Here is a 26341-nt window from a genome sequence, read left to right as displayed (position 1 = left end):
CACTATATTTCGTCCCTATTTCTCCCCACCATTCATGGCGGCGTTCTCGCACACCGATTATTTATGGGGGGTGCGGTCCGGCCCCGCCGGGGCGGGGCCTCACGGCACACGAAACCCCTGCTTACGTGAGGCCGAGCGCCGGCATCGCGTAGGAGAAGAGGAACACCGCCGACACCACGTACATCGCGGCCGGCACCTCACGGCCGCGTCCGGCCGCCAGCCGCAGCGCGCTGAAGGCGATGAAGCCGATGCCGATACCGTTGGTGATCGAGTACGTGAACGGCATGATCACCATCGCCAGGAACGCCGGGACGGCGATCGTGAAGTCGCTCCAGTCGATGTCCTTGACGGAACCGGCCAGGATCAGGAAGCCGACCGCCACCAGGGCGGGCGTGGCCGCCTGGGACGGCACCATCGTGGCGAGCGGGGTGAGGAACAGCGCCACCGCGAACAGCGCACCCGTGACGACGGACGCGAGACCGGTACGGGCACCCTCGCCGACACCGGCGGTGGACTCCACGAAGCAGGTGTTGGCGGAGGCGGAGCTCGCACCGCCGGCGGCGACCGCGATGCCGTCGACGATCAGCACCTTGTTGATGCCGGGGAAGTTGCCGTCCTTGTCCATCAGCCTGGCCTCGTCGCCGACGCCGAGGATCGTGCCCATCGCGTCGAAGAAGCAGGACAGCAGCACGGTGAAGACGAAGAGGCAGCCGGTCAGCAGTCCGACCTTCTCGAAGCCGCCGAACAGACTGACCTCGCCGACCAGGCCGAAGTCGGGCGTCGCGACCGGATTGCCGGGCCACTCGGGCGTGGTCAGGCCCCAGCTGGGGATGTCCGCGACCGCGTTGACGACCATGGCGACAACCGTCATCGCCACGATGGAGATCAGGATCGCGCCGGGCACCTTGCGGATGATCAGCGCGAAGGTGAGCAGCACACCCAGGGCGAAGACCAGGACCGGCCAGCCGAGCAGGTGCCCGCCGCTGCCGAGCTGAAGCGGGACGACCGTCTTGGCGGCGTCGGGGATACGGGAGACGAAACCGGAGTCGACCAGGCCGATCAGCATGATGAACAGGCCGATACCGATCGCGATGCCCTTGCGCAGGCTCAGCGGCACGGCGTTCATCACGCGCTCACGCAGCCCGGTGGCGACCAGCAGCATCACGACGAAGCCGGCCAGCACGACCATGCCCATGGCGTCCGGCCAGGACATGTGGGGCGCGAGCTGGAGGGCGACGACGGTGTTGACGCCGAGACCGGCCGCGAGCGCGATCGGGACATTGCCGATGACGCCCATGAGGAGGGTGGAGAAGGCCGCGGTCAGCACGGTGGCGGTGACCAGCTGGCCGCCGTCGAGCTGGTGCCCGTACATGTCCTTCGCGCTGCCGAGGATGATCGGGTTCAGCACGATGATGTAGGCCATCGCGAAGAAGCTGGCGAATCCGCCGCGGACTTCGCGGGCGACCGTGGAGCCGCGCTCGGAGATCTTGAAGAAGCGGTCCAGGCGGCTGGAGCCTGTGGGCGGCTGCTGCTGCGGCGGCTGGACGTCCGCAGGGGCGGTGGCCGTGGGGGGCATGCGAGACCTCGTCGTATTTCAGGCCGGTTCCCTGGAGGTTCATACGAACGAAACCGGTCGGACGCAAACCCGTTCAGCATGAACACATAAGAGGAAGATCGGTATCTCCGCGCGTAGACCCCGGGCGGACCTGGCCCGTCGGCGTACGAAAAGCGCCGCCTACACTGTCGGCATGGCGAAGTGGACCCCCAGGCACGAGGCACCCGAACCCCTTGAGGGGCCGATCGTCGCCACCATCACCGGCGGCACGATCCTGTGGTTCGTCATGTTCCTCGTCCAGGTCCCGTTCTACGGCTGGTTCGCGGACCGCGACCTGACCTGGTGGGTGTGGACCTGTCTGGCCGGTGCGGGCCTCGGACTCATCGGCATCTGGTACGTACGCGGCCGGGAAGCGGCGATCAAGCGCTCGCAAGCGGCCGCCGACGCGGACACCGCCCCGACTGCGGAGAACTCCGACTCCTGAGACCGCGCCCGACGAGAACGCGCCACTCGGGGGGTGAACCCGGGCCGTCGGCCGTACCGTCGAAACCATGACGCAGCCGCCGTGGACCGGCACCGAAGGCCCCGAGCCGAGCGGACCCGTCATCAGCGCGGGCGCCGAACTCGACCCCGTGCACCCTCCCACCCGACCCCCCGTGACGGCCCGGCGCCGGGTGTCCCCGACCGGACTGACGACCGCCGAGGTCGCCGATCGGGTGGCGCGGGGCCAGATCAACGACGTACCCGTACGCAGCTCGCGCTCCACCGTCGACATCATCCGCGGCAATGTGTTCACCCGCTTCAACGCGATCATCGGCGTGCTGTGGGTGATCATGTTCTTCGTCGCGCCGATCCAGGACAGCCTCTTCGGCTTTGTGATCATCGCCAACACCGGGATCGGCATCATCCAGGAACTGCGTGCCAAGAAGACACTGGACTCACTCGCCGTCATCGGCGAGGCGAAACCGACGGTACGGCGCGACGGGGTGGCCGCCGAGGTCTCCACCTCCGAGATCGTCCTGCACGACCTGGTCGAACTCGGGCCAGGTGACAAGGTCGTCGTCGACGGCGAGGTCGCCGAGGCGGACAGCCTGGAGATCGACGAGTCGCTGCTGACCGGCGAGGCGGACCCGGTGGTCAAGCAGCCGGGTGACCTCGTGATGTCGGGCAGCTTCGTGGTCGCGGGCGGCGGCGCGTTCACCGCGACCAAGGTGGGCCGCGAGGCGTATGCCGCACAACTGGCCGAGGAGGCGTCCCGCTTCACCCTGGTCGCCTCCGAGCTGCGCAGCGGCATCAGCACCATCCTCAAGTACGTGACCTGGATGATGATCCCCACCGCGACGGGGCTCGTCATCAGCCAGCTGGTCGTCAAGGAGACCAACGTCAAGGACTCGGTGGCGCGTACGGTCGGCGGAATCGTCCCGATGATCCCCGAGGGCCTCGTCCTGCTCACCTCGGTCGCCTTCGCCATCGGGGTGATCCGGCTCGGCCGCCAGCAGTGCCTCGTGCAGGAACTGCCCGCGATCGAGGGCCTGGCGCGCGTGGACGTGGTCTGCCTGGACAAGACCGGCACACTGACCGAAGGCGGCATGGACGTCGCCGAGCTGCGGACGCTGGGCGGTACCGACGAGCCGTACGTACGCAAGGTCCTGGGCGCACTCGGCGAGTCCGACCCCCGGCCCAACGCGAGCCTCCAGGCGGTCATCGACGCGTATCCGGACAGCGAGGACTGGCGGTGCACGGAGTCACTGCCCTTCTCCTCTGCGCGCAAGTACAGCGGAGCGAGCTTCAGCGAGGGCAACGGTGAGGAGTCCACCTGGCTGCTGGGCGCTCCCGATGTGCTGCTGCCGCCAGGGGACCCGGTGCTCGCCGACATCGACCAGCTCAACCAGCACGGGCTGCGGGTGCTGCTGCTGGCCCGGGCCGCGGGCGAACTGGACGCGGCGGACGTGGCGGCGGGCGCGAAGCCGACGGCGCTGGTGGTGCTCGAGCAGCGGCTGCGGCCGGAGGCTGCCGACACGCTGCGGTACTTCGGCGAGCAGAACGTCGCGGCGAAGGTCATCTCCGGCGACAACGCGATCGCCGTCGGCGCGGTGGCGGGCAAGCTGGGACTGCCGGGCGCGGCGGACACGGTGGATGCGCGCCGGCTGCCGGCCGAGCAGTCGGCGATGGCCGAGGAGCTGGACGCGAACACGGTCTTCGGCCGGGTCAGCCCGCAGCAGAAGCGGGACATGGTCGGCGCGCTGCAGTCCCGCGGGCACACGGTGGCGATGACGGGGGACGGCGTCAACGACGTGCTGGCGCTGAAGGACGCGGACATCGGCGTCTCGATGGGCACGGGCTCGGAGGCCACCCGGGCGGTCGCCCAGATCGTGCTGCTGAACAACAGCTTCGCGACGCTGCCGTCGGTGGTGGCGGAGGGCCGCCGGGTGATCGGCAACATCACCCGCGTCGCCACGCTGTTCCTCACCAAGACCGTGTACTCGGTGCTTCTGGCGATCCTGGTGGTGTGCAGCCAGGTGGAGTACCCGTTCCTCCCACGCCATCTGACGCTGCTGTCGACGCTGACGATCGGCGTCCCGGCGTTCTTCCTGGCGCTCGCCCCGAACACGGAGCGGGCCAAGCCGAACTTCGTGCGCCGGGTGATGCGGTACGCGATCCCGGCGGGTGTGATCGCGGGAACGGCGACGTTCTGCACGTATCTGCTGGCCCGCTCCCACTACAGCGGACCGGGCGCCCTGGACGCGGAGACGAGCGCGGCGACGCTGACGCTGTTCCTGGTCGCGATGTGGGTGCTGGCGATCATCGCCCGGCCCTACACGTGGTGGCGGATCGCGCTGGTGGCGACGATGGGCGGAGCGTTCCTGCTGGTGCTGGTCGTGCCATGGCTCCAGCACTTCTTCGCCCTGAAGCTCGTGGGCACGACGATGCCATGGGCGGCAGTCGCCGTTGCGGCGGCCGCCGCAGCGCTTCTGGAGTTCACCTGGCGCTGGGTCGACCGCCGCTTCCCTGCCGACGCAGAGACGAGGACTACGTCACGGACTACTTCACGTCGACGTAGTCACCGGTGGCGTTGACCGCCGGAGTGGTGGAGGTGCCGGCGAAGGACCAGCGCCAGTAGCCGTCGGTCGAGGCCGTACGCGTGGTCTTCAGGTTGCCGTAACCGTCGGTGTACACCGTCTTGACGGTGGTGTACGTGCTGGTGCCCGCCTTGCGGAACTGCAGCATCACGGGCTGGTTGGTGTAGCCCGCGTACTTGTGCGTCTCCCAGTTGGCACGGGACAGCTTCCCCGTGACGGTGATGGTCTTGCCCTTGACGACCGGCTCCGGGGAGGCGTTGACCGTCAGCTTCGAGTACCGCTGGAGCTTGGTGGTGACGCCCAGCGGGTCCTGCTCGACGACGCCGACCTGGCTCAGGTCGATGTTCTCGTCCTCGGGGTCCTGACCGTTGTACGCGACGGCGTAGCCGTAGGTCTTCCAGGTGGTGGCGTCCGCGAGGGTCAGATCGAACTCGGGGTAGATGTCGATGGTGCCCTTGCAGGTCGCCACCGTGGAGGAGACCGCGGTGCAGACCGGCCATTCGTCGCCGAGGAGGCCGTGGGTCTGGCTCCAGTAGTCGGTTCCGCCGCGGTAGATCTCGACGTCCATGAGGAAGTCGGGGGCGAAGATGTCGACGTCGGCGCCGTGCGTCACGGTGTAGGTGACGGGCACGGTGACCTGGTTGCTGACGCCAACGACGATCGGCTTGCCGTTGTTGACCTTCACCTGGGAGAAGGAGAGGTCCAGCTCGTACGGCACCCCGTCCTCGGCGGCAGAGGCGGCGCGGCCGGACGCCTGCGCGGCACCGGAGTCCGCCTGCTGTGCGGCACGCACGGCCTGCACCAGCGCGGACTTGTCCTTGCGGTCCAGGGAGTTGTCTGCCTGTGCGGCGGGCACGGCAAGGGTGGAGAGAGCCAGGGCGCCGACGATCGCGGCTCCAGTGGCACGAATGCGCATATGAGTGTCCCCACTGAAAGGCGACCCCGTCGTACGACTCCCCCCGACGGGATCTTGAATGGTGAACGGATTGTAGAGATTCCGTTGAGCCGCAGCAAACCGGCCAAGCGTGGCCAAAACCTGACGGGGGTCGGTCGAACCGGCTGTTCCACGCAGACAGGCCACCGGCCCCTGTGGGACCGGTGGCCTGTCTGCGTCGCTGACTACCTCACGTCGACGTAGTCACCCGTGGCGTTGACCGCCGGAGTGGTGGTCGTGCCCGCGAAGGACCAGCGCCAGTAGCCGTCCTTCGACGCCGTCACCGTCGTCGACAGGTTGCCCGTCGAGTTGGACTTGACGGTCTTGACGGTCGAGTACGTGCTGGTGCCCGCCTTGCGGAACTGCAGCTTCACCGGCTGGTCGGCGTACCCCTTGTAGGTGGAGGTCTCCCAGTTGGCACGGGAGAGCTTGCCCGTGACGGTGATCTTCCTGCCCTTGGTGACCGGCTCCGGAGCCGCGTTGACCGTGAGCTTCGAGGCACGCTGGACGCGGTGCGTCTTGTACGTGTCCTTCTGGACGAGGTCGCCGTCCTTGCCCCACGCGTAGGCGGTGACCTTCCAGGTGCCGGCGAGGGTGTTCTTGTCCAGCTCCAGCTTCGGGTCGATCGTGATGTTCATCGTGCAGGTGGACGTGGTGGCATTGACCTCCTTGCAGACGGACTCGTGCGGGACGGCGAGCACGTCCGGCGAGTCCCAGTCGTTGCCGTGCCACAGCTCGACCCACGCGTCCTGGATACCGGCCGCGTCGGTGGCCGTCAGGGTGACCGGGACGGTCTTGGGGGCCGTGGTGCCCAGGACGATGTCCTTGTTGTTGTTCACGACCACCTTGGTGATCTTGGTGTCGCCGAGGACCTCGTCCGCCGGTGCCTTGGCGGAGAAGGTGGTCTTCCTCGGGCCCGCCGGGCCTTCTTCGGCCTGGGCGGCCGGAACGGCAAGGGCGGTCAGAACCAGGGCGCCGACGATCGCGGCGCCAGTGGCACGAATGCGCATGTATGTGTCCCCAGTGGAATGCGATCCCGTCGCGTGTTCCCCCCGACGGGATCTTGAATGGTGGACGGATTGTAGAGATTCCGTTGAGCCGCAGTAAAGCAGGAGGCTCGGCCAAAGTCCGACCGGGGGTTGGCGCGTTGGCGCTTCCGCGCAGGCGCAGGCCACCGGCCTCTGTGGGGCCGGTGGCCTGCACAGGCCTTGCGGACTACCTCACGTCGACGTAGTCACCGGTCGCGTTGACCGCCGGAGTGGTGGTCGTGCCCCCGAAGGACCAGCGCCAGTAGCCGTCCTTCGACGCCGTCACCGTCGTCGACAGGTTGCCCGTCGAGTTGGTCTTGACGGTCTTGACGGTCGTGTAGGTGCTGGAGCCCGCCTCGCGGAACTGGAGCTTCACCGGCTGGTTGGTGTAGCCCTTGTAGGCGATCTCGTCCCAGTTGGCGCGGGTGAGCTTGCCCGTGGTGGTGATCTTCCTGCCCTTGGTGACCGGCTCCGGACCCGCGTTGACCGTGAGCTTGGAGGCGCGCTGGATCCGGACGGTCTTCGTCTCGTCCCGCGTGTCGTAGCCACCGGGAGCCATCGCCCATGCGCTGACCCTCCAGGTGCCCGCATGTTCGTTCCGGCCCGGGGTGAGGAGCGGGTCGAAGGTGACGGTCTGCTTGCAGATGGAGGTGGTGTCGTCGATCTCGGTGCAGGTGTCCCAGTCCTCGTTCTCGAAGACGATGTTGTCCGCCTTACCCGTACCGTCGTCGTGCCACAGGTAGAGCCGGCCTTGCTTGATGCCGTCCGGATGGGTGGCGGTCAGGGAGACGGTGACGGTCTTCTCGGCCCTGGTGCCCAGGACGATGTCCTTGCCGCCGTTCACGACCACCTTGGTGATCTTGGGTTCGACCTCCGCCGCTCCGGCCTGAGCGGCCGGAACGACAAGGGTGGTCAGAGCCAGGGCGCCGACAAGGGCGGCGCCAGTGGCACGCATGCGCATGTATGTGTCCCCAGTGAAATGCGATCCCGCCGTGCGAGTCCCCCCGGCGGGATCTTGGATGGTGAACGAATCGTAGAGACTTCGTTGAATGCCAGTAAATCAAATAACGCACCGGCATTTGACTGAGGGTCAGGTCCCGTCCCGGCCTCAGGGAGCGGACGCCGCCCCGGCCCCGAGCGCCGTCTCCTTGTCCTCCCCGCCCCAGCCGTCCACCGTCCGCCACAGCACATGGACACCGAACACCGCTCGTACGGTGTCCGCCGCCCACGCGTCGGCAGGCGGCTCGGAGAGCACGAGGTACAGGCGGTCGGCGGATTGCGGCTGAGCGTGGTTGACCTCCAGCAGACGGGTCGCTCCGGCACGCAGGTCCGCGTACGCGGAGCGTCCGGCGCCGAGGACTTCGTACAGGAAGCGGCCGTCCTCGCCGGTGCGGATGACGTCGACGAGGGGTGCGTCGGACGGCTTCAGGCCGGCCCGCAGCAGGGCGGCCATCAGCTCGAACCGCACTGCCTCATGGGTGTTGCAGTTCCGGTCGGCCTCCGCCGCGGTCGCCAGGTCGTACAGCAGCCCGGTGGCTGTCACTTCGATGTCCTCGAGGGCGATGGCCTGCACGTCGTGCTCCTTCTGGTGCTCTGTCTCCGGGGACCCGGAGGGTTCCGGCCGGGTGCCGGTGCCGGTGGCGGGATCGGGATCGGGATCGGGGGCGCGTCCGGTTCCGGCAGCGGGCTCGGTTTCGGCGTCGGGCTCGGGCTCGGTTTCGGGCTCGGGCTCGGTTTCGGGCTCGGGCTCGGTTTCGGGCTCGGGCCCGAAGTCGTCGACGCGTGGCGTCCCGGCGTCCGGTTCGACGCCGTTGACGGGTGCGAGGCCGGCGTCGGCCTCGGATGCGGCGGCGGGCGCGGCGTCATCCAAGGGTGCGAGGTCGGCCTCGGGTGCGGTGCCGGCGTCGCGCTCGTCCAAGGTGCCGGTGCCACGCCGCAGAAGTTCCCGGGCTTCGCTCAGCGCGTCCGCCCATCCGCTGCGCGTCAGCTCCGACGCGACCGCGGCTGCACGCGCCGGATCGCCCGCGGCGACCGCTTCCCGTGCACTCCTCGCGAGGTCTCGCAGGACGGCCAGCCGGTCCGCGTCAGGACGCCCGAGCAGCTGCCAGACACTCAGCCAGTCGGCCTGGTCCCGGCGCAGACACCGATTGGCCATGCCCTTCAGTTCCGAAAGCCGGGCCGGGGCATCGGCCGGGATCGTGCCGCCGCCGCGCGCGATCTCGTCCATGACATCGAGTGCTGCCGCGTAACGGGCCGCCATTCCGGGCGAGACGGGCCTACGGCCGAAGTCGGCGGCAGAGATCAGACTCACCCGCCCCTCATTGCGGATCACCCAGCCGTCCAGCGTGGATCCGGCGACGGGAACGGGTGAGCCGTGGCGCGGGACGAGGAGGAACGTGCGCTCGCTCGCGGGCGAGAGAGCCTGCACCCGCCAGTGCGACCCCGGTCCCGGTCCGAGCACCGTGACCCGGACTTCGGCGCCGACCTGCGGGGCGTCCTCGCCGGCCGCGTCGCCGGAACCTCCCCCGAGCGCCTCGGGCAGCGGTGACGTGTGAAGAACGGTCAGGCTCTGCGTACTGCGTGTCAGTGCCACGTACAGCCGGCGCAGCCCCGCGGGTCCGCTGTCGGCGATGGCCGACGGGTCCAGGACCAGGACATGGTCGAACTCCATGCCCTTGGCCTCGGCCGCCGCCAGCACGGACACGGCTCGCAGCCGCTCCGGGGTCATGCCCTCGATCAGGTCCACGTGCCGGCGGACCTGCTCCCGCCACGGGGAGTCGGGCACGATGACGGCGACCGACCTCGGGGAGCGGCCGTCATCGGTACCGACGAGGCGGATCACGCGGGCCGCCACGTCGTCCAGCAGCTGGGACGGTGTCGTCGCGACCAGCCGTACGGCTTCCCCGTCGGCCCGGCGGACGGCGGCGGGGAAGGGCAGCGACGGCGCGACCTCCCCGGCGAGGGGAGCCACGAACTCCATGATCTGAGCGGGCACGCGGTAGCTGGTGTTCAGCTCCGCGACATGCCAGTCCCCCTGCCCGGACAGCAGTCCGCCCAGCCGGCCCCAAGCGGCATACGTGTGGGGGCCGGTGGCCTGCGCCAGGTCGCCGAGCACGGTCATCGAGCCGGTCGGACAGCGCCTCTGCAGCGACCTCGCCTGCATCGGCGTCAGGTCCTGGGCCTCGTCGACGACGATGTGCCGGTACCGCTGCGGGGTCTCACCGGCAATGAGGAAGCGCAGTTCCTCCAGACACACCAAGTCGTCGAGGGTCCAGGGCTCCTCCGCCGCGCTCTCGGCCTTCGGCCGCTGGAGCGCGGCCTGTTCACTCTCGCCGAGCACCTGCGATGCGCACTCACCCAGCCTGTCAGGGGAGTTGAGCAGACTCCGCAGGGCCTCCTCCGGGCTCAGCGCCGGCCAGGTGCGCTCGACGAGTGCCACCACCTGCCGGTTGCGCTCCAGATCCCTGCGTATCGTCTCGTCCGTGCCGCGCCGCGGGGCGAGTCGCATCAGGGCGCCCAGCAGTCGGTCGACGAGAAGCGTCCGGAACCGGTCACGGCGCGCTCGGTAGGCGCCGCTGCCCTCGCGGGCCTCGCGCAGAACGCCGAGCACCTCCGAGCGCGGCAGGCGCAGCAGCGTACTGCCGACGCCGACGGCGAAGTCCGGCTCGTCCTGTTCGTGCGAGGGAGCGGTGACGAGGGAATCCAGTGCGTCCGGTCTGCACTCGCGCTCCACGCGCCGCCGCAGGACGGTCGCCATCCGGTCGTCGGACTTGACCAGCCGCGCCTTGGGGGAGTCCGTGCCGCGGACCTCACCGGCCCAGAGGCGGTCGAGCTGGACGGCGTTGACGTTGCGGGTGCCGAGGGTGGGCAGCACCCGCCCCACGTACTCCAGGAAGTTCTGGTGCGGTCCGACCACCAGGATGTCCTGTGAGCGGAAGTGGTCGTTGTTGACGAGCCAGGTCACGCGGTGCAGGCCCACCGCGGACTTTCCGGTGCCCGGTCCGCCCTGGATCACGAGTACGTCCGCAGGTGAGCCGGTGACCAGAGCCATCTGGTCGCGGCGGATCGTCTCGACGATGTCGCGCATCCGCCCGCTGCGGGAGCGGTGGAGTTCCCGGAGCAGGAACTCGTCCACCTGTTGCGGCTTCTTCCGGCGCCGCCGGGCGGCGTCACGAGGTGAGGGGACGGTGCCGGGACGATGGTCCTCGGCGGCTGCGGGCTCCGCAGCGGTGTCGTAGGCCGTCCCGCCAAGGGAGTCGGACGCCGGTCCATCCTGCTCGTCGGCGTCAGCGTCGATGTCGATATCGGCGCCGGGCACCGCAGACGGGGCGATCTCGTCCAGGAAGTCCTCGACCGTGCGCTCCGAGCAGCGTAACTGCCGTCGCAGGAGCACCTCCCCGGGCGATTCCGGCTGCGCGTTGTACCACTTCCTGGCCATCGGCGCCGTCCAGAGGACCACGACCTGGTCACGGGTCTCGACGTCGAAGACGCTCCGGCGCCCGATGTAGAAGGTCTCGGCCGCCGACGCGCCCGGTTCCTGCACGTCGACCCTGCTGACGACCAGGGCCTCGCCGCCCAGCCCTCCGTACTCCTCGGCCTTGGCCTCAGCCTCGATCCGGGCGGCGATGCCGTCCTTGCCGCTGGCGGAGGCCGCGGCGGGCGACTGTTCCGTCATCTCCGCGAGGCGCGCCTCGTAGCAGTCGTAGGCGCGGTCCACGGCCTTCTGTTCTCCGGCGACGACCGCATCCCGTGATGTCGTACTCACGTGTATCCCCTCCAGACAGCGCGCACGCGCTGCGACGGGCCGATGCCCGTAACCCCGGTCATAGGATTAGCAGAACTCCGCGGGCAAAAGGTGATCAATCGCTCAACTGGCTGATGGCCAGGCAGACTTCGGGCACCGGAGACAGGTCCGCAGTATCGGGGCGGTCGAGCGGCGACGCGCGACGCGATGCGATCCGTCCACCCGCCCACAGGAGCGGCCCCGCCACCCGTGCCGTACGACGGGATCACATCGAGCGCACCTGGCCATGACGGCGTGGGGTCAGCCGCGGCAGAACCCTCAGCACTCCGCGTTCGTGGCAGGGCTCCAGGCGGAGATGCCGCCTAGCTCAACGGTCAGTTCAAGGCCCGGGTCGTCCATCTGGGCGACGAAGAAGTCAGGGGTGGACTCGAACTGCGCGAGCAACTGCAGGCCCCATGGCAGGTGGTAGCGGTGGACGAACGTGGGCCGGCCCAGGGCCGCGACGGCGAAGCTGTTCCACAGCCGGTGCTGCCGGTGCCGCACCTGTGTGTCCGGTCCGACAACCGTTTCCCACTCGCCGATGCGCAGCACCGTCTGCCCGTCGAGCTGCCGAAGGCTGAACGGCGTGCTGCCGAGCACTCCGGCGAGAGGTCCGGCGTATGCCCGGGGCGCTGCGGGCGGCGCGGGTGCGACAGGCGCCGCGTGCGCCCCCTTGGTGCGCGCTAGGCGCCCGATGCCTTTCCACCAGCGGCCTCTGCTCGAGTTCCCCCGCTCCATGAACGCGAGCATGACACATCACGCGCCCGTCCGGAGGCCACGCGGTCCGCCCCGGCCGGGTCCGGTCGGGGGCGGACCGTCAGGTCTCAGTCGAACCAGCGGTCGCGCGCCAGCTCGTCCGTGCGCGACGGGTCCTCCAGCAGTGCCGCCACCTCGAATCGGCGTGGCCACTGGGCCGTCGACCAGGCAAGGGCCGCGGCCACGCCTTCCACGGTGGAGGCGTGGAGCACTCCGTCCGGCGTGCGCCGCCAGTCCAGTTCGACGCCGGCGACGACCAGTTCCTCGTGCTCCATGTACGTCGCCGGGGTCGTCGGGCCGAGCAGGATGCGCACCGACTCGGGGACCTCGTGCTCCTCGCCCGGTGTCGTGATCTCCGCGTCGACCGTCTCGCTCAGGCGGCGTACCTGGAACAGGTCCGCCAGGTCGCCGGCGCGCGCGGGTGTGACCGGGAGGAGCGGGAGTCCCTCCGCCAGCGGCAGCAGGTCGGGGGCGTCCGCCACGACCGCGTCCGCCGCGTCCACGACCCGGACCTCGCCGTCGACGACCGCTCGCAGCTCGTCGGGGAGCGTGACCTGCTCCGGGTCGAGGTCCGCCAGCGCCGAGTACAGGGCGTGCAGTTGGGCCGCACGGACCGGACGGTCGGGATCGGCCAGGCGGGACAGGAGTTCCGCGGCGCCGCCCGGCTCGTCGAGCAGCGCGGCGACCGAGGTACGCACCCCCAGCGCGCGCAGCACCTGGGAGTCCTCGAAGCCCGTGGTGTCGGCCGACTCGTACAGGCCCTCCAGCAGCGCATCCGCGCCCGCCGCCCGCAGGCCCGCCGGCCGGCGCCCGTCCAGCACCGGATGGTCGCGCAGCCACCACGCCGTGTAGGGCCGCACCGTCTCCGTCGTGCCGTCCGGCAGCAGGATGCGTACGGACTGGGTCAGCGCGTCCCGCAGCGGCGGCTGCGCCAGCAGCGCCAGCGCCTGCGGCCAGCAGTCGTCGTCCACCAGGTCCAGGTCGCGCACGGCGACGATCTCCGTGGCGACGGGCGGCACGGGCGTGTCCGGCAGCCGGTCGAGCACGTCCTCGCACCAGACGTCGACCGCGTCCAGCAGCCCGGCGTCGTCGGGCTCGGCGAAGTCCCCTTCGCGGGGCTCCAGTTCATCGGGGTCGAGCACCACATCGGTGGTCCTCACCAGCGCGAAGTTGGCCAGCACGCCGCACGCCGCCAAGGGCTGCTCGCCCCACCGCTCGGCCAGCTCCGCGTCGCACAGCGCCAGTTCGCCCTCACGCATCACCGCGGCGAACGGGCTGCCGGGCAGCACCAGTTCACCGGCGGGCGCCAGTTCGCCGTCCTCGTCGGGCAGCGCCAGGGCGCCCAGCCACGGCTCCTCGCCGGGCTCCAGACCCGCGTCCCGGACCAGCGCGAGCACCGTCTCGGCGACCTCCTCCGCGTCGAGCGCGTCTTCGTCCCAGACGTCACCGTCGTCCAGCGATGCCGCGACGGCCGCCCGCACCTGCGCGGTCGTCAGCACGGCTCGCGGCGTCGCGGGCAGCGCGCCCAGCTTCTCCAGGAGCGGGTGCGCCGCATCGGGGTGCACGACCTTCAGGCCGAGGCGGGCCAGCTGGGCCGGGGTGTCGGCCAGGGGCAGCAGGGTCTGGCGCGGACCGATCGTGGTGCGGCGGTCGGCCAGCGGTACGGGCAGGCCGGACAGCCGGTCCGGGTCCACGCCCGCCAGGCTGTCGTACAGCCGGTGCCACCAGCCCGGTTCGCGCTCGAGCCCGGCGAGCCGGTCGATCGCCTCGGTCAGCGGCACCCGTGCGACACCCAGCGTGCGCAGCTCCACCCGGCGCTCGAGTCCCGCGGGCAGCAGGCTCGGCAGCACCTCGGCCAGAACCCGTACGGTCTCCGCGCCCCCGCCTTCCAGGACCTCCGCCTCGATCGGCCGCAGCCCCACGGAGATCTCCCGGCCCGGCAGACCGGTGTCCTCCACCGGCACATCGCGCGGCACGGCGGGCTCCAGGAACGCGGTGCGCGGCAGCCGCTCCAGGATCGCCGCCCGCAGCGCACCGTCCAGCTCGCCCTTGCCGAGCGGCCCGGGCACCAGGTCGATGGTGCCGACGCTCACCGGCCGCCAGTCGCCGAGGAGTTCGGCGTACGCGTCGGCCGCGCGCTGCACCAGGAAGTCGGTGAGCGGGCCGGGCGCCGGATGGCGGCGCGTCGTGTCCAGCGGCAGCGAGGCGATCAGCAGCGCGGGCACGCCGAGGGGTTCGTCGGTAGGAGTCGGCGCATGCACGACAGGTGCGGTACGCGGCCGGGCCGGCGCGCCCTCGTCGTCGACGGGCACCGCCCAAGTGACCGACCAGTGCGGCCGGAGCCGTTCCTCGACGGGCCGGCCGGCGAGCAGCGCGGGCTCGGTCGCGCCGCCGTGGCTGACGACCCGCCAGCGGCGTCCGCCGTGCACGCTGTCCTGGATGCGGACATACGCGTCCTCGGTGAAGCGCCGCAACTCCCGTACGCCGTCCGGGGTTTCGATGACGATCTCGGACAGCCCCGAGAGGGTGAGCAGCAGCGCGTCGTCGATCCCGGCGAGCAGCCGCTCCACCAGGTCGACCGCGGCCCCGTCCCTGAGCGGCAGCACGACGACCGTGTCGTATCCCTCGGGCGCGGTGCCTTCGGCGGGCAGCGGCAGCCGCAGCAGCGGTACGTGACCGTCGCGGCGGCGCAGCTCGTCGCCGAGGCCCGGGCTGCCCTTGGCCGCCTCACCGGCCAGCTCCCTGGCCTCGGCCAGGGACCAGCGCACGCCACCGTGCCGGCCCACGACCGCCGGCTCGTCGCTGACCGCCAGCACGGCGGCGAAGCCGACACCGAACCGGCCGACGGAGCTCTCGTGCCCCTCGCGCTTGGCGGAGGCGCGCAGGGTGCTGAGCGATTCGACGCCCGCGGCGTCCAGCGGGGCGCCGGTGTTGGCGGCGGCGAGCACGGCGCGGTCCGTACCGGTGGCCGGATGCAGGGTCAGCCGGAGCCGCCCCGGCACACCGGCGCGCGCGGCGGCGTCCGCTGCGTTCTGGGCGAGCTCGACAACGAGACGGTCGCGGTACCCGCCGAGCGCGAGGTCCTCCTCGGCGTTGGCGTCCTCGCGGAAGCGGGCGGGGCTCGCGCCCCATGCGTCGAGCACCCCGCGCCGCAGCCGTACCGTCCCGAACGGGTCGGCCCACTCCGTCGTCCTGACGCTCACGCTGTGACTCCACTCTCTCCGGAAGCGGCGACTGCTGCTGGGGCCGAAGGTACCGCGTATCGGCCGGTCAGCACGGATCGGGGAACCGGAGAGCTGCGAACGCCGGACTACGAGTGGCCGAGATCCTCCGATGCGGCGTCGGCCTCGGGCGAGACGGATCCGCCGTCGCGGGCGGGCCGCAGCGGGAACTCGTCGGCCGCCATCGTGTCGAGCACCGGGGGCGGGGGCGTCGGCGGCTTGGGCATCACGGCCGCTTCGGAATGCCCGCCGCAGCCGTACGCCAGGGAGACGACCCGGCCGTCCGCGGGCGAGAACTCGTTCGCGCACACACCGAAGGCCTGCTTCAGCGAGCCCGCCATCGGGACCAGGAAGGCACAGGTCACACAGGATGCGGGGGCGGCCTGCGCCATCGGGGTCTTGGCGCCGAAGCCTTCATCCCAGCGGTCGGCGGCCGTGTGCAGCCCGTACCGGGACAGCACACGGGCCCGGCGCATGCCGAGCTCCTCGGCGAGCGCCGCGATCGCCGCGCGGCCGTTGCCCGTGGTGGCCTCGATCGCGGGCCTGCGGTCGGTGAGCTCGGCGTCCTCCGCCTCGACGCGCTCCGCCAGATCGTGCGACGGGGGGTGCTCGGCAAGGACCGAATTCGGCGGGGGCTCGTCCTCGCCGGTGTAGCCGGGCTCGAGGCGCAGATCCTCGGCCTCGGTGGGCAGCAGATCGCCGGGGCCCATGTCGCCCGGTCGCAGCCGCTCGCTCCACGGCACCCACTCGGGGGCCATGAGGGCGTCGGGACCGGGCAGCAGGACGGTCTCGTCCAAGGTGACGTTCTTGGCGCGGGAGGCACGCGCGACGGTCACCGCCCAGCGCCAGCCCCGGTAGCCGGGCTCCTGGCACTCGAAGAAGTGTGTGACCACCCGGTCGCCCTCGGAGACCAGGGACACATGCTCACCGACCTTGCCCGGGGCCGCGGCCTCCTCGGCCGCCTCCCGGGCAAGATCTACCGCCTCGGCGCACAGACGGTCGGGGGTACGGCTTCGCGTCGTCGCAGCACTCACAGGTCTCGCTTCTCTCCTACGCCGTCTCACGGGTGCGCCGGCCGATTCCGGAGGTACGGGACCGCGGGCGGAGCGGACCAGAGGGCCGCATCGACGTCCGCGCCCGGACCGACCTGTCTCGGGCACACCCAACGTCATCCATTCTGCGGGATGCCGAAGAGGCGCGCGGCCGAGAACAGCCGCCGGTGGCGCGCTACGCACGCTACCCCCTCCGCAGCTCCCCGCCCACCTGCCTGCCCCAACATGGGAGGAACAGTGCCTGTCACCGGTTCGCCTCGGCAGGGCTTGGGGCACTATGACGGGGTGGCAGCCGCGAGGTCGTCCGACACATCCGGGCCGCTCCGCAGAGTGGGCCGGACGGTCGGGCGTGCCCTCCATCTGCCGTTCACGGGCACGGCGCGCGGTATCCGGAAAGCGACGCATGCGCACGGGGCGGGCGAGTCCGGCCTCGGCAAACTGATCGAACTCCATGCCGTGAACGGCGCCGGCGACGTCATGATCACCGTGGCGCTGGCGTCCACGGTCTTCTTCTCCGTACCGACGGACGAGGCACGCGGCCGGGTCGCGCTCTATCTGGCCGTCACGATGGCCCCCTTCGTCCTGCTGGCCCCGGTCATCGGCCCGCTGCTCGACCGCATCCCGCACGGGCGGCGCGCGGCGATGGCAGGCGCGATGTTCGCACGTGTGGTGCTCGCGCTCGCGATGTCCACGGCGGTCGCTACGGGCGGAATCCAGCTGTATCCGGCGGCGCTGGGTGTACTGGTGTCCTCGAAGGCGTACGGGGTCGTCCGCAGCGCGGTCGTGCCGCGCCTGCTGCCACCGCGCTTCCCGCTGGTGAAGGCGAACTCCCGGGTCACCCTGGCCGGTCTGGTGGCGACGGGGATCGCGGCGCCGATCGGGATCGGGCTGCAGAACATCGGGCCCCAGTGGCCGCTGTACGGGGCCTGCGCGCTGTTCCTGCTCGGTACGTACTGGGCCCTGCGACTGCCGCACAAGGTGGACTCCGCGAAGGGCGAGCGCAAGGCGCACATGCTCACCCACGGCGAGCAGAAACCGAGCCTGCGGACGGTGGGGCCGTCCGTGCTGCACGGCCTCCAGGCCAATGCGGCGCACCGGGCGCTGTCCGGGTTCCTGATCTTCTTCCTGGCCTTCCTGCTGCGCGAGCATCCGCTGTCGGGCCAGAGCGCGGCGGTCTCCCTGGCGATGGTCGGCGTCGCGGCGGGCACGGGCAACGCGCTCGGCACGGCGGTGGGAGCGTGGCTGAGGGGACGTCCACCCGAAGTGATCATCGCCACGATGATCACGCTGGTGCTGGCGGCGGCGATCTGCGCGGCGGTGTTCTTCAGCACGGCGATGATCGCGGTCCTGGCCGCGACGGCGGGCCTGACCCAGGCCCTGTCGAAGCTGTCGCTGGACGCGCTGATCCAGCGGGACGTCCCCGAACAGGTGCGTACGTCGGCGTTCGCCCGCTCCGAGACGCTGCTGCAGATGTCGTGGGTGGCCGGCGGCGCGATCGGCATCGTGCTGCCGCTGAACGGGGTGCTGGGCATGTCGGTGGCGGCGTGCATCGTGGGCGCGGGTGCGCTGGCGGCGATCCGGGGTCTGCTGGACGCGTCCCGCCGGGGGCACGCGCGGGCTCGGGTGGCGTAGGACCGAGGGCGATTCCCCACCCCACCGGGCGCGCAACACCCCCGCCCGCAACGCTGCCCCGCCGGAGGCCGCCGGGCACGGGCAGTGAGGGACCGGCGCGCCCGGGGGGAACGGAGGCGCGGGTGGGCGGGGCCGTAGCCCCCGTGGCGTAACCAAGGGGCCGCGCCGTACCCGGGGGTGGCGTGCGCAGGGAGGCCCGATAGCCTTCGGGCCATGACCGTTGCGTTCTTCTCCGGCAAGCGCCGCCGGGCCGCCGCCGCTCTCGGCGCCGTGTCCGCCGGGCTTCTCGTCCTCTCCGCCTGCGACAAGCCGACCCCGCTCGTCACCGTGACGGTCGGCACCGAGTCGGTGCACTCCGAGGCGGCCTGCTACAACGATGGCAAGGCCATCAAGGAGTCCCTGCTCCAGGGCTGCCTGAGCAAGAAGCCGGCGAAGACCGTCAAGGTGGGCTTCGACGACCGGGTCCGCATCGGCGTCGACCCGGAGATCGCGAAGAACGGCTGGACGCTGCTGTTCAACGGCCAGCCCGTCGAGCAGGAGCCGTACGGGAAGTCGTACCGGACCATCCCGGGCAACGCCTTCTTCTCCTCGGCGACCGGCGAGACCACCAGCAAGACCCAGGTCAGCATCATGGAGACCAGCGGCAAGAAGGTCACCGGCATCTGGCACTTCCAGTTCGAGAAGGCCTCCTGACCCTGTGCGCGTACTCGTCGTGACCGCGGTGACGGCGGAGGCCGACTCCGTCGCCGCCGCCTTCACCGGCGCGGCCGGCGCCACGCACCGGGTTCCGCTGCCCGGCGGGTACGCGCTGACGCGTTTCGAGCACGCCCCGGGACAGCTCGTCGACGTCCTCGTCGCCGGGGTCGGACCGGCAGCCGCCGCGGCTGGTACCGCCGCCGCCCTGACGGCCGCGGTGCTGGGACCGGTCCCGGCCACCGCGCCCACGTCATCCGGGTCGCGGACGCAGGGCTCCCCGGCGCCGTACGACCTCGTCGTCTCCACCGGGATCGGCGGCGGCTTCGCCGCCCACGCCCCGCTCGGCTCCCTCGTCGTCTCCGACGCGATCGTCGCCGCCGACCTGGGCGCCCAGACCCCCGACGGCTATCTGCCCGTCGACGAACTCGGCTTCGGCCGCAGCGTGCACCACCCGCCCGCCGAGCTCTCCGCACGCCTCGCGAAGACCCTGGACGCCGTGTACGCGCCCGTCCTCACCGTCTCCACCGTCACCGGCAGCGCCGCCCGCGCCGCCGAGCTGACTGCCCGCCACCCGCACGCCGCCGCCGAGGCGATGGAAGGTTTCGGCGTCGCCGAGGCCGCCACGGCCCACGGCGTGCCCGTCGTCGAGATCCGCGCCGTCTCCAATGCCGTCGGCCCGCGCGACCGCGCCGCCTGGCGCATCGGGGAGGCACTGGACGCGCTGCGCTCCGCCTTCCAGCAGCTCGCCCCCGTCCTCGAGGAGTCGCCGTGACCGCCGCGCCCCTGAAGATCGCGTACTCACCCTGCCCGAACGACACCTTCGTCTTCGACGCCTGGGCGCACGGCCGCATCCCCGGCGCGCCCGCGCTGGATGTGACGTTCGCGGACATCGACATCACCAACGGGATGGCCGAGCGCGGCGAGTTCGATGTACTGAAGGTCTCGTACGCCGTCCTGCCGTGGGTCCTCGACGAGTACACGCTGCTGCCCTGCGGCGGCGCGCTGGGCCGGGGCTGCGGCCCGCTGGTGCTCGGCCGGGAGCCGGAGGTGGACCTGCGGGGCAGGACGGTCGCGGTGCCGAGCGAGCGCTCGACCGCGTATCTGCTGTTCCGGCTGTGGACCGCGGAGGCCGTCCCGGGCGGCGTCGGCGAGGTCGTCGTGATGCCGTTCCACGAGATCATGCCGGCGGTGCGCGACGGCAAGGTCGACGCCGGACTCGTCATCCACGAAGCGCGCTTCACCTACCAGCAGTACGGGCTGCACTCCCTCGCCGACATGGGCGAGCACTGGGAGACGACGACCGGGCTGCCCATCCCGCTGGGCGCGATCATCGCCAAGCGCTCGCTGGGCGCGGACACACTGCGCCTGCTCGCCACCTCGGCGCGCACGTCGGTCAAGATGGCCTGGGACGACCCGGACGTCTCCCTCCCGTACGTCCTCGAGCACGCGCAGGAGATGGACCCTTCGGTGGCGAACCAGCACATCGGCCTGTACGTCAACGAATTCACCCACGACCTGGGTGACGCCGGCTACGCGGCCGTACGCGGCCTGCTCACGCGCGCCGCGGCCGAGGGGCTCGTACCGCCCCTCGGCCGTGATGCGCTGTCGTTCGTCTGACGGAGCGGTCCGGCGGATTCGTCCGGCCGCTGTGCGCCGTGTTGTTGTGCGGTGTCCCGCTGTCACACGTCCAGCTGGTCGGCCACCGCCCGCAGCAGGCCCGCGATCTTCGCGCCCTGCACCTTGTCGGGGTAGCGGCCGCGCTCCAGCATCGGGGTGATGTTCTCCAGCAGCGTCGTGAGGTCCTGCACGATCGACGCCAACTCGTCCGGCTTGCGCCGCTGCGCCGCCGCCACCGACGGCGTCGGGTCGAGAAGTGTCACCGAGAGCGCCTGGTCACCCCGCTGGCCCGCCACGACCCCGAACTCGACGCGCTGGCCCGGCTTCAGGGCATCGACACCGGAGGGGAGCACCGACGAGTGAACGAAAACGTCGCCGCCGTCGTCGCGGGAGAGAAAGCCGAAGCCCTTCTCGCTGTTGAACCACTTGACCTTGCCGGTAGGCACGTCTGTCCTCGTCCTTGTACTCGTTGGGCACTGAGGCACCTGAATCGGGCGCCGCACAAAACGGCTCTTGATAGCACTACAGCGGGTCGCCTGACCCGCCACCCCCAAGGCTAATGGTCCAGAGGCTGGTGACAAGACGTTGCCGATCGGTTCCTGCGCGCAATGGGACTACCCTGGCCGAATGCCTGCTACTCCTCCCGCCCCCGGTGACGGGCTCGTACGCGTCGGCGCGATCGTCTTCGTCGTCGGCGCCGTCGCCACTCTGGTCACCGTCGCCCCGCTGTTTCTGGGCACCGAGCCGTTTCCGCCGGTCGCCTACGCGGTCTGCATGCTCATGGGCGTCGGCTTCCTGATCGCCGCGGCCGGGGTGCTGCGTTCGATCGGCGCGCAGCGCCGTCAGGCACGGTCCGCGCAGTAGTCCCGCAGCCAGGCCGGGAACGCGGTCAGATCGTCGAGGATCACGTCCGCCCCGGCCTCGCGCAGCGCATCCGCGTCGCACGGCCCGGTCGGCACGGCCACCGAGAGCGCTTCGGCGACCCGCGCGCCCCGTACGTCGCCGATGTGGTCGCCCACGTACACGCTCGCGGCGTGCTCGCGCAGCGCCTCCGCCTTGGCCTCCGCCCACAGCCATCCGATGACCTCGTCCGGAGCCATGCCCAGGTGGGCCAGGTGGAGTTCGGCGTTCGGCTCGTGCTTGGCGGTGACGACGATCGCGCGGCCGCCGAGCTCCTGCACCGCGGCTATCGCCTCCCGGGCGCCGGGCATGGCCGGGGTCGGCTCGATCGCGTACGCGGTGTAGATCTCCCGGTACCGGTCGCTGACCTCCTGGACCCGCTCGGCGGGGAACCACAGCGCCAACTCCTGCTCCAGCGGCGGCCCGAGCCGCGTGATCGCCGAGTCGGCGTCGATCCACACACCGGTCTCGGCGGACAGCGCCCGGTAGGTGGCGTGGATGCCGGGCCGGGAGTCGATGAGCGTCATGTCGAGGTCGAAGCCGACGGTGAGCGGCTGGACCGCGGTGGGGAAGGACATGCAAGCCATTGTGCCCGCGGCCCCGGGCGGGTCGCTGCCCGCCCATGTCCGTACGCACGTCCTGGTGCGGCGACGGCGCGTGGTGGACCGCGGGGCGGGTCGCGGTGGTGGGCGACGCCCCCCGCGGGCATCACCGGCATCTGCCGTGGACAGCGGCGGCCGGGACGCCGCCCGCCATTGCGGCCGTGGAGCTGGACGCCGGCTTCCGGGGCCACTGCTCAACCGGGCCTCGGGCGCTGCTGGTGGTGCTTCGACGCCGCGGCACGGCAGGCCGGCCCTGGAGGAGGAACGCACGGAGGCCGTGGGGCACTCCCCCACGCCCGTACTCGTTCGGACTCTCCGACGCGATCGTGGCCGCCCTGCTCGCGCACGACCCTCCGGCCGGCGGCGGGCAGCGCACCCGCCCTCGGCACACGTGGGCACCTACGGTTCGGCACGGGGAAACGGCGTTCTTCCGCAGGCCGCGGGACTGCCGCTGTGCCGGCTCAGCGTCGCCGTGCCCGCCACACCAGGTAGAGCGCGGAGGCGACGGCCGCTCCCCGCAGCACCCACGGCCAGGTGCCGCTGAGCGCCTCACGCATCCCGTCCTCGGCGATGGGCTCGCCCCAGCGGTCGTTGACACGGCCCCACAGCCATACGACCCCCGCTGCGGCGACCGTCGACGGCAGGCCGACGACGACCCATTTCGCCTGGGCGCGCGAGAGCTTGCGCGAGCCGTAGGCGAGGAGCCAGCCGCCCCCGAGCGCGAGCAGCGAGCCGAGGACCGCGCCCACGAGAAGCAGCGCGGCGGCGAGCAGCAGCATCGCGTTGGCCGGGCGGGCCGCCGCCGGGGCTGCTTCGGGTGCGGGGACGGGTGCCGCGGCACGCCGACGGCGCAGCCGGGCCCGCCACCACGGTCGCGGTGCGGCAGCCTGACCGGCCTCTGCGTCCGGGTCCGGTTCCTCGCTCTCGGTGTCGTCCTGGGACGGCGGGGGTTTCAGTATTTCGGGGATCTCGACGCCGCCGACGAACCCGGCGACGCTCTCGCCCGGGCCGAACGGCCCCGGCTCGATCCGCCACCAGTCCGGTTCACTGCCGGACGGGCCGAGTTCGTCCATCCCGGCGAGATGCGGCGGAGAGGCGGCCGGGCGCGGCGCGGGGGTGTCGGCGGTGCGCGGCCGCGGAACTCCGCGCCAACCGCGTTGACGCGGCAGGGCGGACGGGGCTCCGGAGGGCGCCCGCTGCCCGGAGGCGGTCCGCGGCGGCCCGGACCTGTCGTCGGCCGACGACGGCGCGGCCGCGTGCGCCGACGCGGAGGCGACGACCTCGTCCGGCGTACCGAGCTGCCCGAGGATCTTGCGTACGGACGCCGGGCTGTCGTCACCCGATGTGCTGCGCTGCTTGTCGATCTCGCTGCGCAGCGTCGTCACGAGCCGCATCCGGGCGCCCGACGGAAGCTGTGCCTGCTGGGCCAGATCGCCGACCCGGCTCAGATAGTCGTAGACGAGCTGGTCGCTCTCGATCCCCACCGGCGTTCCCCTTGACGTTCCCCAGCGCGGACGCCCCCTCGTTCCAGGGCCGCCCTGCCCCCGACGGTAGCGCTCCAGGGGCTAACGTGGGGCGGATGGGGACCATGCCCGAAGGAAGCGGCGGCAGCCCGCGCACGCTCGCCGAAGCACTGCGCGCCCGCGACGACGAGAACCTGGCCGCACTGCTGCGTGCCCGCCCCGACCTGCTGAGCCCGGTGCCGAACGACGTCACCCAGCTCGCCACCAGGGCCGGTACCCGGGCCTCCGTCGTCCGCGCCCTGGAGCGGCTCGACCGTTTCGCGCTGCAGACCGCGGAGGCGCTGGCGGTGGCTCCCGACCCCGCCCCCTACGACACACTGCTCGGCCTGCTGACCGGTGACGAGGGTGACGCGGGTGACGGACGTACGTCCGATGCCGGCACGGCCGTGCGAGACATCGAGGCGGCTCTGCCGCGGGCGGTGGCACTGCTTCGGGACCAGGCGCTGGTGTGGGGCGGGAACGACCGGCTACGGCTGGTACGCACTGCCCGGGAACTGCTCGCCCCCTCGCCCACCCGGCCGTCCCCCACCGGGCTCGGCCCCACCGCCGCCGAGGCGACGGCCGGGATGTCGCCGGGCCGGCTGCAGGAGATCCTGGCGGCTGCGGGGCTCGCGACCACGCACGACCCGGTATCGGCGGTGGCGGCGCTGACCGCGCTGTTCACGGACCGCGCACGGATGGGCGAACTGCTGGACACAGCCCCGCCGGAGGCGCTGGCGGTCCTGGACCGCCTCGTGTGGGGACCTCCGTACGGCGAGGTCACGTCGGCACCCACGCCGCCGGTCCAGTGGCTGCGGGACCGGGGGCTGCTGCTGCCCGCGTCCGCGCGCACGGTGGTGCTGCCCCGCGAGGTCGCGCTGCATCTGCGGGCGGGGCGCGCGCACCGGCTGCCCGAGCCGGTGCCGCCGGCCGTCGCGCCGGGCGCCCAATACAGTCCACAGGTTGTGGACAACGCGGCGGCGGGCCAGGCGTACACCGCGCTGACGACGGTCGAGGACCTCCTGAAGGACTGGCACGAGGGCGGCCCCTCGGTGCTGCGCGCGGGCGGCCTTTCGGTACGGGACCTCAAGCGGACCGCGCTGGCGCTCGACACGACCGAGCAGCTGGCCTCGTTCTGGCTCGAACTGGCTTACGCGGCCGGGTTGTTGGCCTCGGACGGCGAGGCCGACGAGCGGTTCGCGCCGACCCCCGCGTACGACGACTGGCTCACGCTCCCCGCGGCCGAACGCTGGGCCGTCCTGGCAACCGCCTGGCTCACCGCCACCCGTACCTCCGGCCTCGTCGGCGCCCAGGACACCAAAGGCCGCACACTCGCCGCACTCGGCCCGGACCTGGACCGCTCGGCGGCGCCCGAGGTCCGCCACCGGGTACTCCACCTGCTCTCCACTCTCCCGGCCGGCGCGGCGCCCGACCCGGAGACGATCCTGTCCCGCCTGCGCTGGGAACGCCCGCTGCGCGGCGACGGCACGGATCTGCGCACCCGGCTCGCGACCTGGACCCTGATGGAGTCCGAACTCCTGGGCATGACCGGCCGCGCCGCCCTGTCGGCGCACGCTCGTGCGCTGCTCTCCCTGCCGGAGACGGGCGGCGGGAGAGACACGGCCGAGGCGACGAGCCCCGCGGGTGCCGGCGGCCGGCCGGGACGGACGGCCACGGAGGCGGCCTCCGCAGGCGCCGGTACGGCCGCCGGTACAGCGGGTGCCGCGTCGCGGTCCGGCACGGCACTCGACGGCTCCGCCCGGCCGGCCGGCGGCGGGACATGGACCGAGGCATGGCCCGGACCCGGCGGCGCGCCCGGCGCGGCGGCGGCCCAGGCACCGGCACGCGCAGGGCAGGACACCGGGGTGCCCGGGGGCCCCGTCGACGGCGCCACGACACCCACCGCCGCCCGGCCCGGGCCCGTCGCCTCCCAGGACGCGGACGCGCAGGCCCGCGACGCCGCGCGCGCCCGGGCCGTCACCCTGCTCGCCGCACTGCTGCCCGAGCCGCTCGACCATGTCCTCCTGCAGGCCGACCTCACCGCCGTCGCGCCCGGGCCCCTCGAACGGCCGCTCGCCGAGACCCTCGCCGTGCTCGCCGACGTCGAGTCCAAGGGCGGAGCCACTGTCTACCGCTTCACGCCCGGCTCCGTGCGCCGGGCACTCGACGCCGGGCGATCGGCCTCCGAGCTGCACACCTTCCTGGCCACCCACTCCCGCACGCCCGTGCCGCAGCCCCTCAGCTACCTCATCGACGACGTGGCCCGCCGTCACGGGCATCTGCGCATCGGCGCCGCCTCCGCCTACGTACGCTGCGACGACGACGCCCTGCTCGGCGAGATCCTCGCCGACAAGCGCTCCCAGGGCCTGCGGCTGCGCCGCCTCGCACCCACGGTCCTGTCCGCCCAGGCCGACCCGGCCTCCCTTCTCGAAGGGCTGCGCGCCATGGGGTACGCGCCGGCCGCCGAGTCCGCCGAGGGCGATGTGCTGATCACCCGCGCATACGCCCGCCGCACCCCGCCGCGTACGGCGCCCGCCCCCGTACCGGAAGGCCCGCCCGTGCCCGACGCCACACTTCTCGGGGCTGCCGTGAAGGCGATCAGGGCGGGCGACCTCGCCGCCACCGTCGTCCGCAAGCCCGCTCCCGAGCAGGCGGAGGCCGTGCGCGGCGGCGAGCTCCCGCGCACCACCCCCGCCGAGACCCTCGCCACCGTCCAGGCCGCGGCCCTCACCGGCTCGGCCCTGTGGATCGGGTACGTGAACGCCGACGGCGCGGCCAGCCAGCGCGTGATCGCACCGGTGCGGGTGGAGGGCGGGTTCGTCACGGCGTACGACCACACGGCGGACGAGGTCAGGACGTATCCGCTGCACCGCATCACGGGGGTCGCGGAACTCGCCGACGAGTCCGCCTGAGAGAGGCCCGGTGCGCCGGGCCGGGCCCGTCCACCGGTGCCGCGCGTGCTCGGCCTCTCCCCTCCAGGCCT

19 protein-coding genes are annotated in these 26341 nt (G+C 72.0%); 8 read left to right on the top strand and 11 right to left on the bottom strand.

All coding sequences use genetic code 11. The features are described from left to right. Positions 1–121: 121 nt before the first annotated feature. Positions 122–1576 (bottom strand): NCS2 family permease, encoded by a 1455-nt coding sequence (locus ABZ208_RS11810; protein ID WP_356909324.1) that lies wholly within the window; start codon positions 1574–1576, stop codon positions 122–124. Positions 1577–1748: 172 nt separating this feature from the next. Here ABZ208_RS11810 and ABZ208_RS11805 point away from each other — a divergent pair, with 172 nt between their 5' ends. Both ABZ208_RS11805 and ABZ208_RS11800 read left to right on the top strand, forming a co-directional pair. Beyond that, positions 1749–2039: a DUF2530 domain-containing protein gene (locus ABZ208_RS11805; protein WP_356909323.1), complete on the top strand. Its 291-nt coding sequence runs from the start codon at positions 1749–1751 to the stop codon at positions 2037–2039. Positions 2040–2106: 67 nt separating this feature from the next. After that, positions 2107–4632 carry an HAD-IC family P-type ATPase gene (locus tag ABZ208_RS11800; RefSeq protein ID WP_356909322.1) on the top strand — a complete coding sequence of 842 codons (2526 nt, stop codon included), beginning with the start codon at positions 2107–2109 and terminating at the stop codon, positions 4630–4632. On the opposite strand, the gene ABZ208_RS11795 is transcribed toward ABZ208_RS11800, so the two are convergent. The 7 genes from ABZ208_RS11795 to ABZ208_RS11765 all read right to left on the bottom strand — a co-directional run bounded on the left by ABZ208_RS11795 (position 4598) and on the right by ABZ208_RS11765 (position 16391). Continuing rightward, on the bottom strand, positions 4598–5551 hold the full coding sequence (locus ABZ208_RS11795; RefSeq protein WP_356909321.1) for a hypothetical protein: 954 nt from the start codon (positions 5549–5551) through the stop codon (positions 4598–4600). The genes ABZ208_RS11800 and ABZ208_RS11795 overlap by 35 nt on opposite strands. A 203-nt stretch (positions 5552–5754) precedes the next feature. Continuing rightward, positions 5755–6579, bottom strand: a complete 825-nt coding sequence (locus ABZ208_RS11790; RefSeq protein WP_356909320.1) for a calcium-binding protein — start codon at positions 6577–6579, stop codon at positions 5755–5757. A 205-nt stretch (positions 6580–6784) separates the two neighbouring features. Then, a complete protein-coding gene (locus ABZ208_RS11785) occupies positions 6785–7552 on the bottom strand; it encodes a calcium-binding protein (protein WP_356909319.1) in 768 nt (255 codons plus the stop codon). A 153-nt stretch (positions 7553–7705) separates the two neighbouring features. Continuing rightward, positions 7706–11362 (bottom strand): ATP-binding domain-containing protein, encoded by a 3657-nt coding sequence (locus ABZ208_RS11780; protein ID WP_356909318.1) that lies wholly within the window; start codon positions 11360–11362, stop codon positions 7706–7708. Positions 11363–11659: 297 nt separating this feature from the next. Then, on the bottom strand, positions 11660–12118 hold the full coding sequence (locus ABZ208_RS11775) for a hypothetical protein (protein ID WP_356909317.1): 459 nt from the start codon (positions 12116–12118) through the stop codon (positions 11660–11662). A gap of 86 nt (positions 12119–12204) precedes the next feature. Next, complete coding sequence (locus ABZ208_RS11770; protein ID WP_356909316.1) at positions 12205–15339, bottom strand: molecular chaperone Hsp90; 3135 nt, start codon at positions 15337–15339, stop codon at positions 12205–12207. A gap of 107 nt (positions 15340–15446) precedes the next feature. Then, positions 15447–16391, bottom strand: a complete 945-nt coding sequence (locus ABZ208_RS11765) for a DUF3027 domain-containing protein (RefSeq protein ID WP_356909315.1) — start codon at positions 16389–16391, stop codon at positions 15447–15449. 303 nt (positions 16392–16694) lie between these two features. Here ABZ208_RS11765 and ABZ208_RS11760 point away from each other — a divergent pair, with 303 nt between their 5' ends. The 4 genes from ABZ208_RS11760 to ABZ208_RS11745 all read left to right on the top strand — a co-directional run bounded on the left by ABZ208_RS11760 (position 16695) and on the right by ABZ208_RS11745 (position 20354). Next, positions 16695–18041, top strand: a complete 1347-nt coding sequence (locus ABZ208_RS11760) for an MFS transporter (protein WP_328399197.1) — start codon at positions 16695–16697, stop codon at positions 18039–18041. A gap of 213 nt (positions 18042–18254) precedes the next feature. Continuing rightward, positions 18255–18734 carry a DUF2771 domain-containing protein gene (locus ABZ208_RS11755; RefSeq protein WP_328399196.1) on the top strand — a complete coding sequence of 160 codons (480 nt, stop codon included), beginning with the start codon at positions 18255–18257 and terminating at the stop codon, positions 18732–18734. Positions 18735–18738: 4 nt separating this feature from the next. After that, the gene (locus ABZ208_RS11750; RefSeq protein WP_356909314.1) at positions 18739–19509 is read left to right on the top strand and encodes a futalosine hydrolase; all 771 of its coding nucleotides are present in this window, start codon (positions 18739–18741) and stop codon (positions 19507–19509) included. Continuing rightward, positions 19506–20354, top strand: a complete 849-nt coding sequence (locus ABZ208_RS11745) for a 1,4-dihydroxy-6-naphthoate synthase (protein WP_356909313.1) — start codon at positions 19506–19508, stop codon at positions 20352–20354. Before ABZ208_RS11750 ends, ABZ208_RS11745 begins: the two co-directional genes overlap by 4 nt. Before the next feature lie 62 nt (positions 20355–20416). On the opposite strand, the gene ABZ208_RS11740 is transcribed toward ABZ208_RS11745, so the two are convergent. Next, positions 20417–20800, bottom strand: coding sequence for a cold-shock protein (locus ABZ208_RS11740; protein WP_328399193.1), 384 nt, complete (start codon positions 20798–20800; stop codon positions 20417–20419). A gap of 181 nt (positions 20801–20981) precedes the next feature. Between ABZ208_RS11740 and ABZ208_RS11735 the strand changes: the two genes are divergently transcribed. Further along, positions 20982–21218, top strand: a complete 237-nt coding sequence (locus ABZ208_RS11735) for a hypothetical protein (RefSeq protein ID WP_356909312.1) — start codon at positions 20982–20984, stop codon at positions 21216–21218. Here ABZ208_RS11735 and ABZ208_RS11730 read toward each other — a convergent pair. Together ABZ208_RS11730 and ABZ208_RS11725 are read right to left on the bottom strand one after the other, a co-directional pair. Then, positions 21197–21841: a haloacid dehalogenase-like hydrolase gene (locus tag ABZ208_RS11730; RefSeq protein ID WP_356909311.1), complete on the bottom strand. Its 645-nt coding sequence runs from the start codon at positions 21839–21841 to the stop codon at positions 21197–21199. The two genes, ABZ208_RS11735 and ABZ208_RS11730, sit on opposite strands and share 22 nt — an antisense overlap. A 476-nt stretch (positions 21842–22317) precedes the next feature. Further along, positions 22318–23340: a hypothetical protein gene (locus ABZ208_RS11725; protein WP_356909310.1), complete on the bottom strand. Its 1023-nt coding sequence runs from the start codon at positions 23338–23340 to the stop codon at positions 22318–22320. 95 nt (positions 23341–23435) lie between these two features. Between ABZ208_RS11725 and ABZ208_RS11720 the strand changes: the two genes are divergently transcribed. Beyond that, the gene (locus ABZ208_RS11720; RefSeq protein WP_356909309.1) at positions 23436–26270 is read left to right on the top strand and encodes a helicase C-terminal domain-containing protein; all 2835 of its coding nucleotides are present in this window, start codon (positions 23436–23438) and stop codon (positions 26268–26270) included. Positions 26271–26341 lie beyond the last annotated feature (71 nt).

Origin of the sequence: Streptomyces sp. NPDC006208 (assembly GCF_040613775.1) — a bacterium.
Taxonomy (GTDB): domain Bacteria; phylum Actinomycetota; class Actinomycetes; order Streptomycetales; family Streptomycetaceae; genus Streptomyces.
The sequence above is the reverse complement of the archived record's forward strand: the minus strand, read 5'-3'. Positions and strand labels throughout refer to the sequence as shown.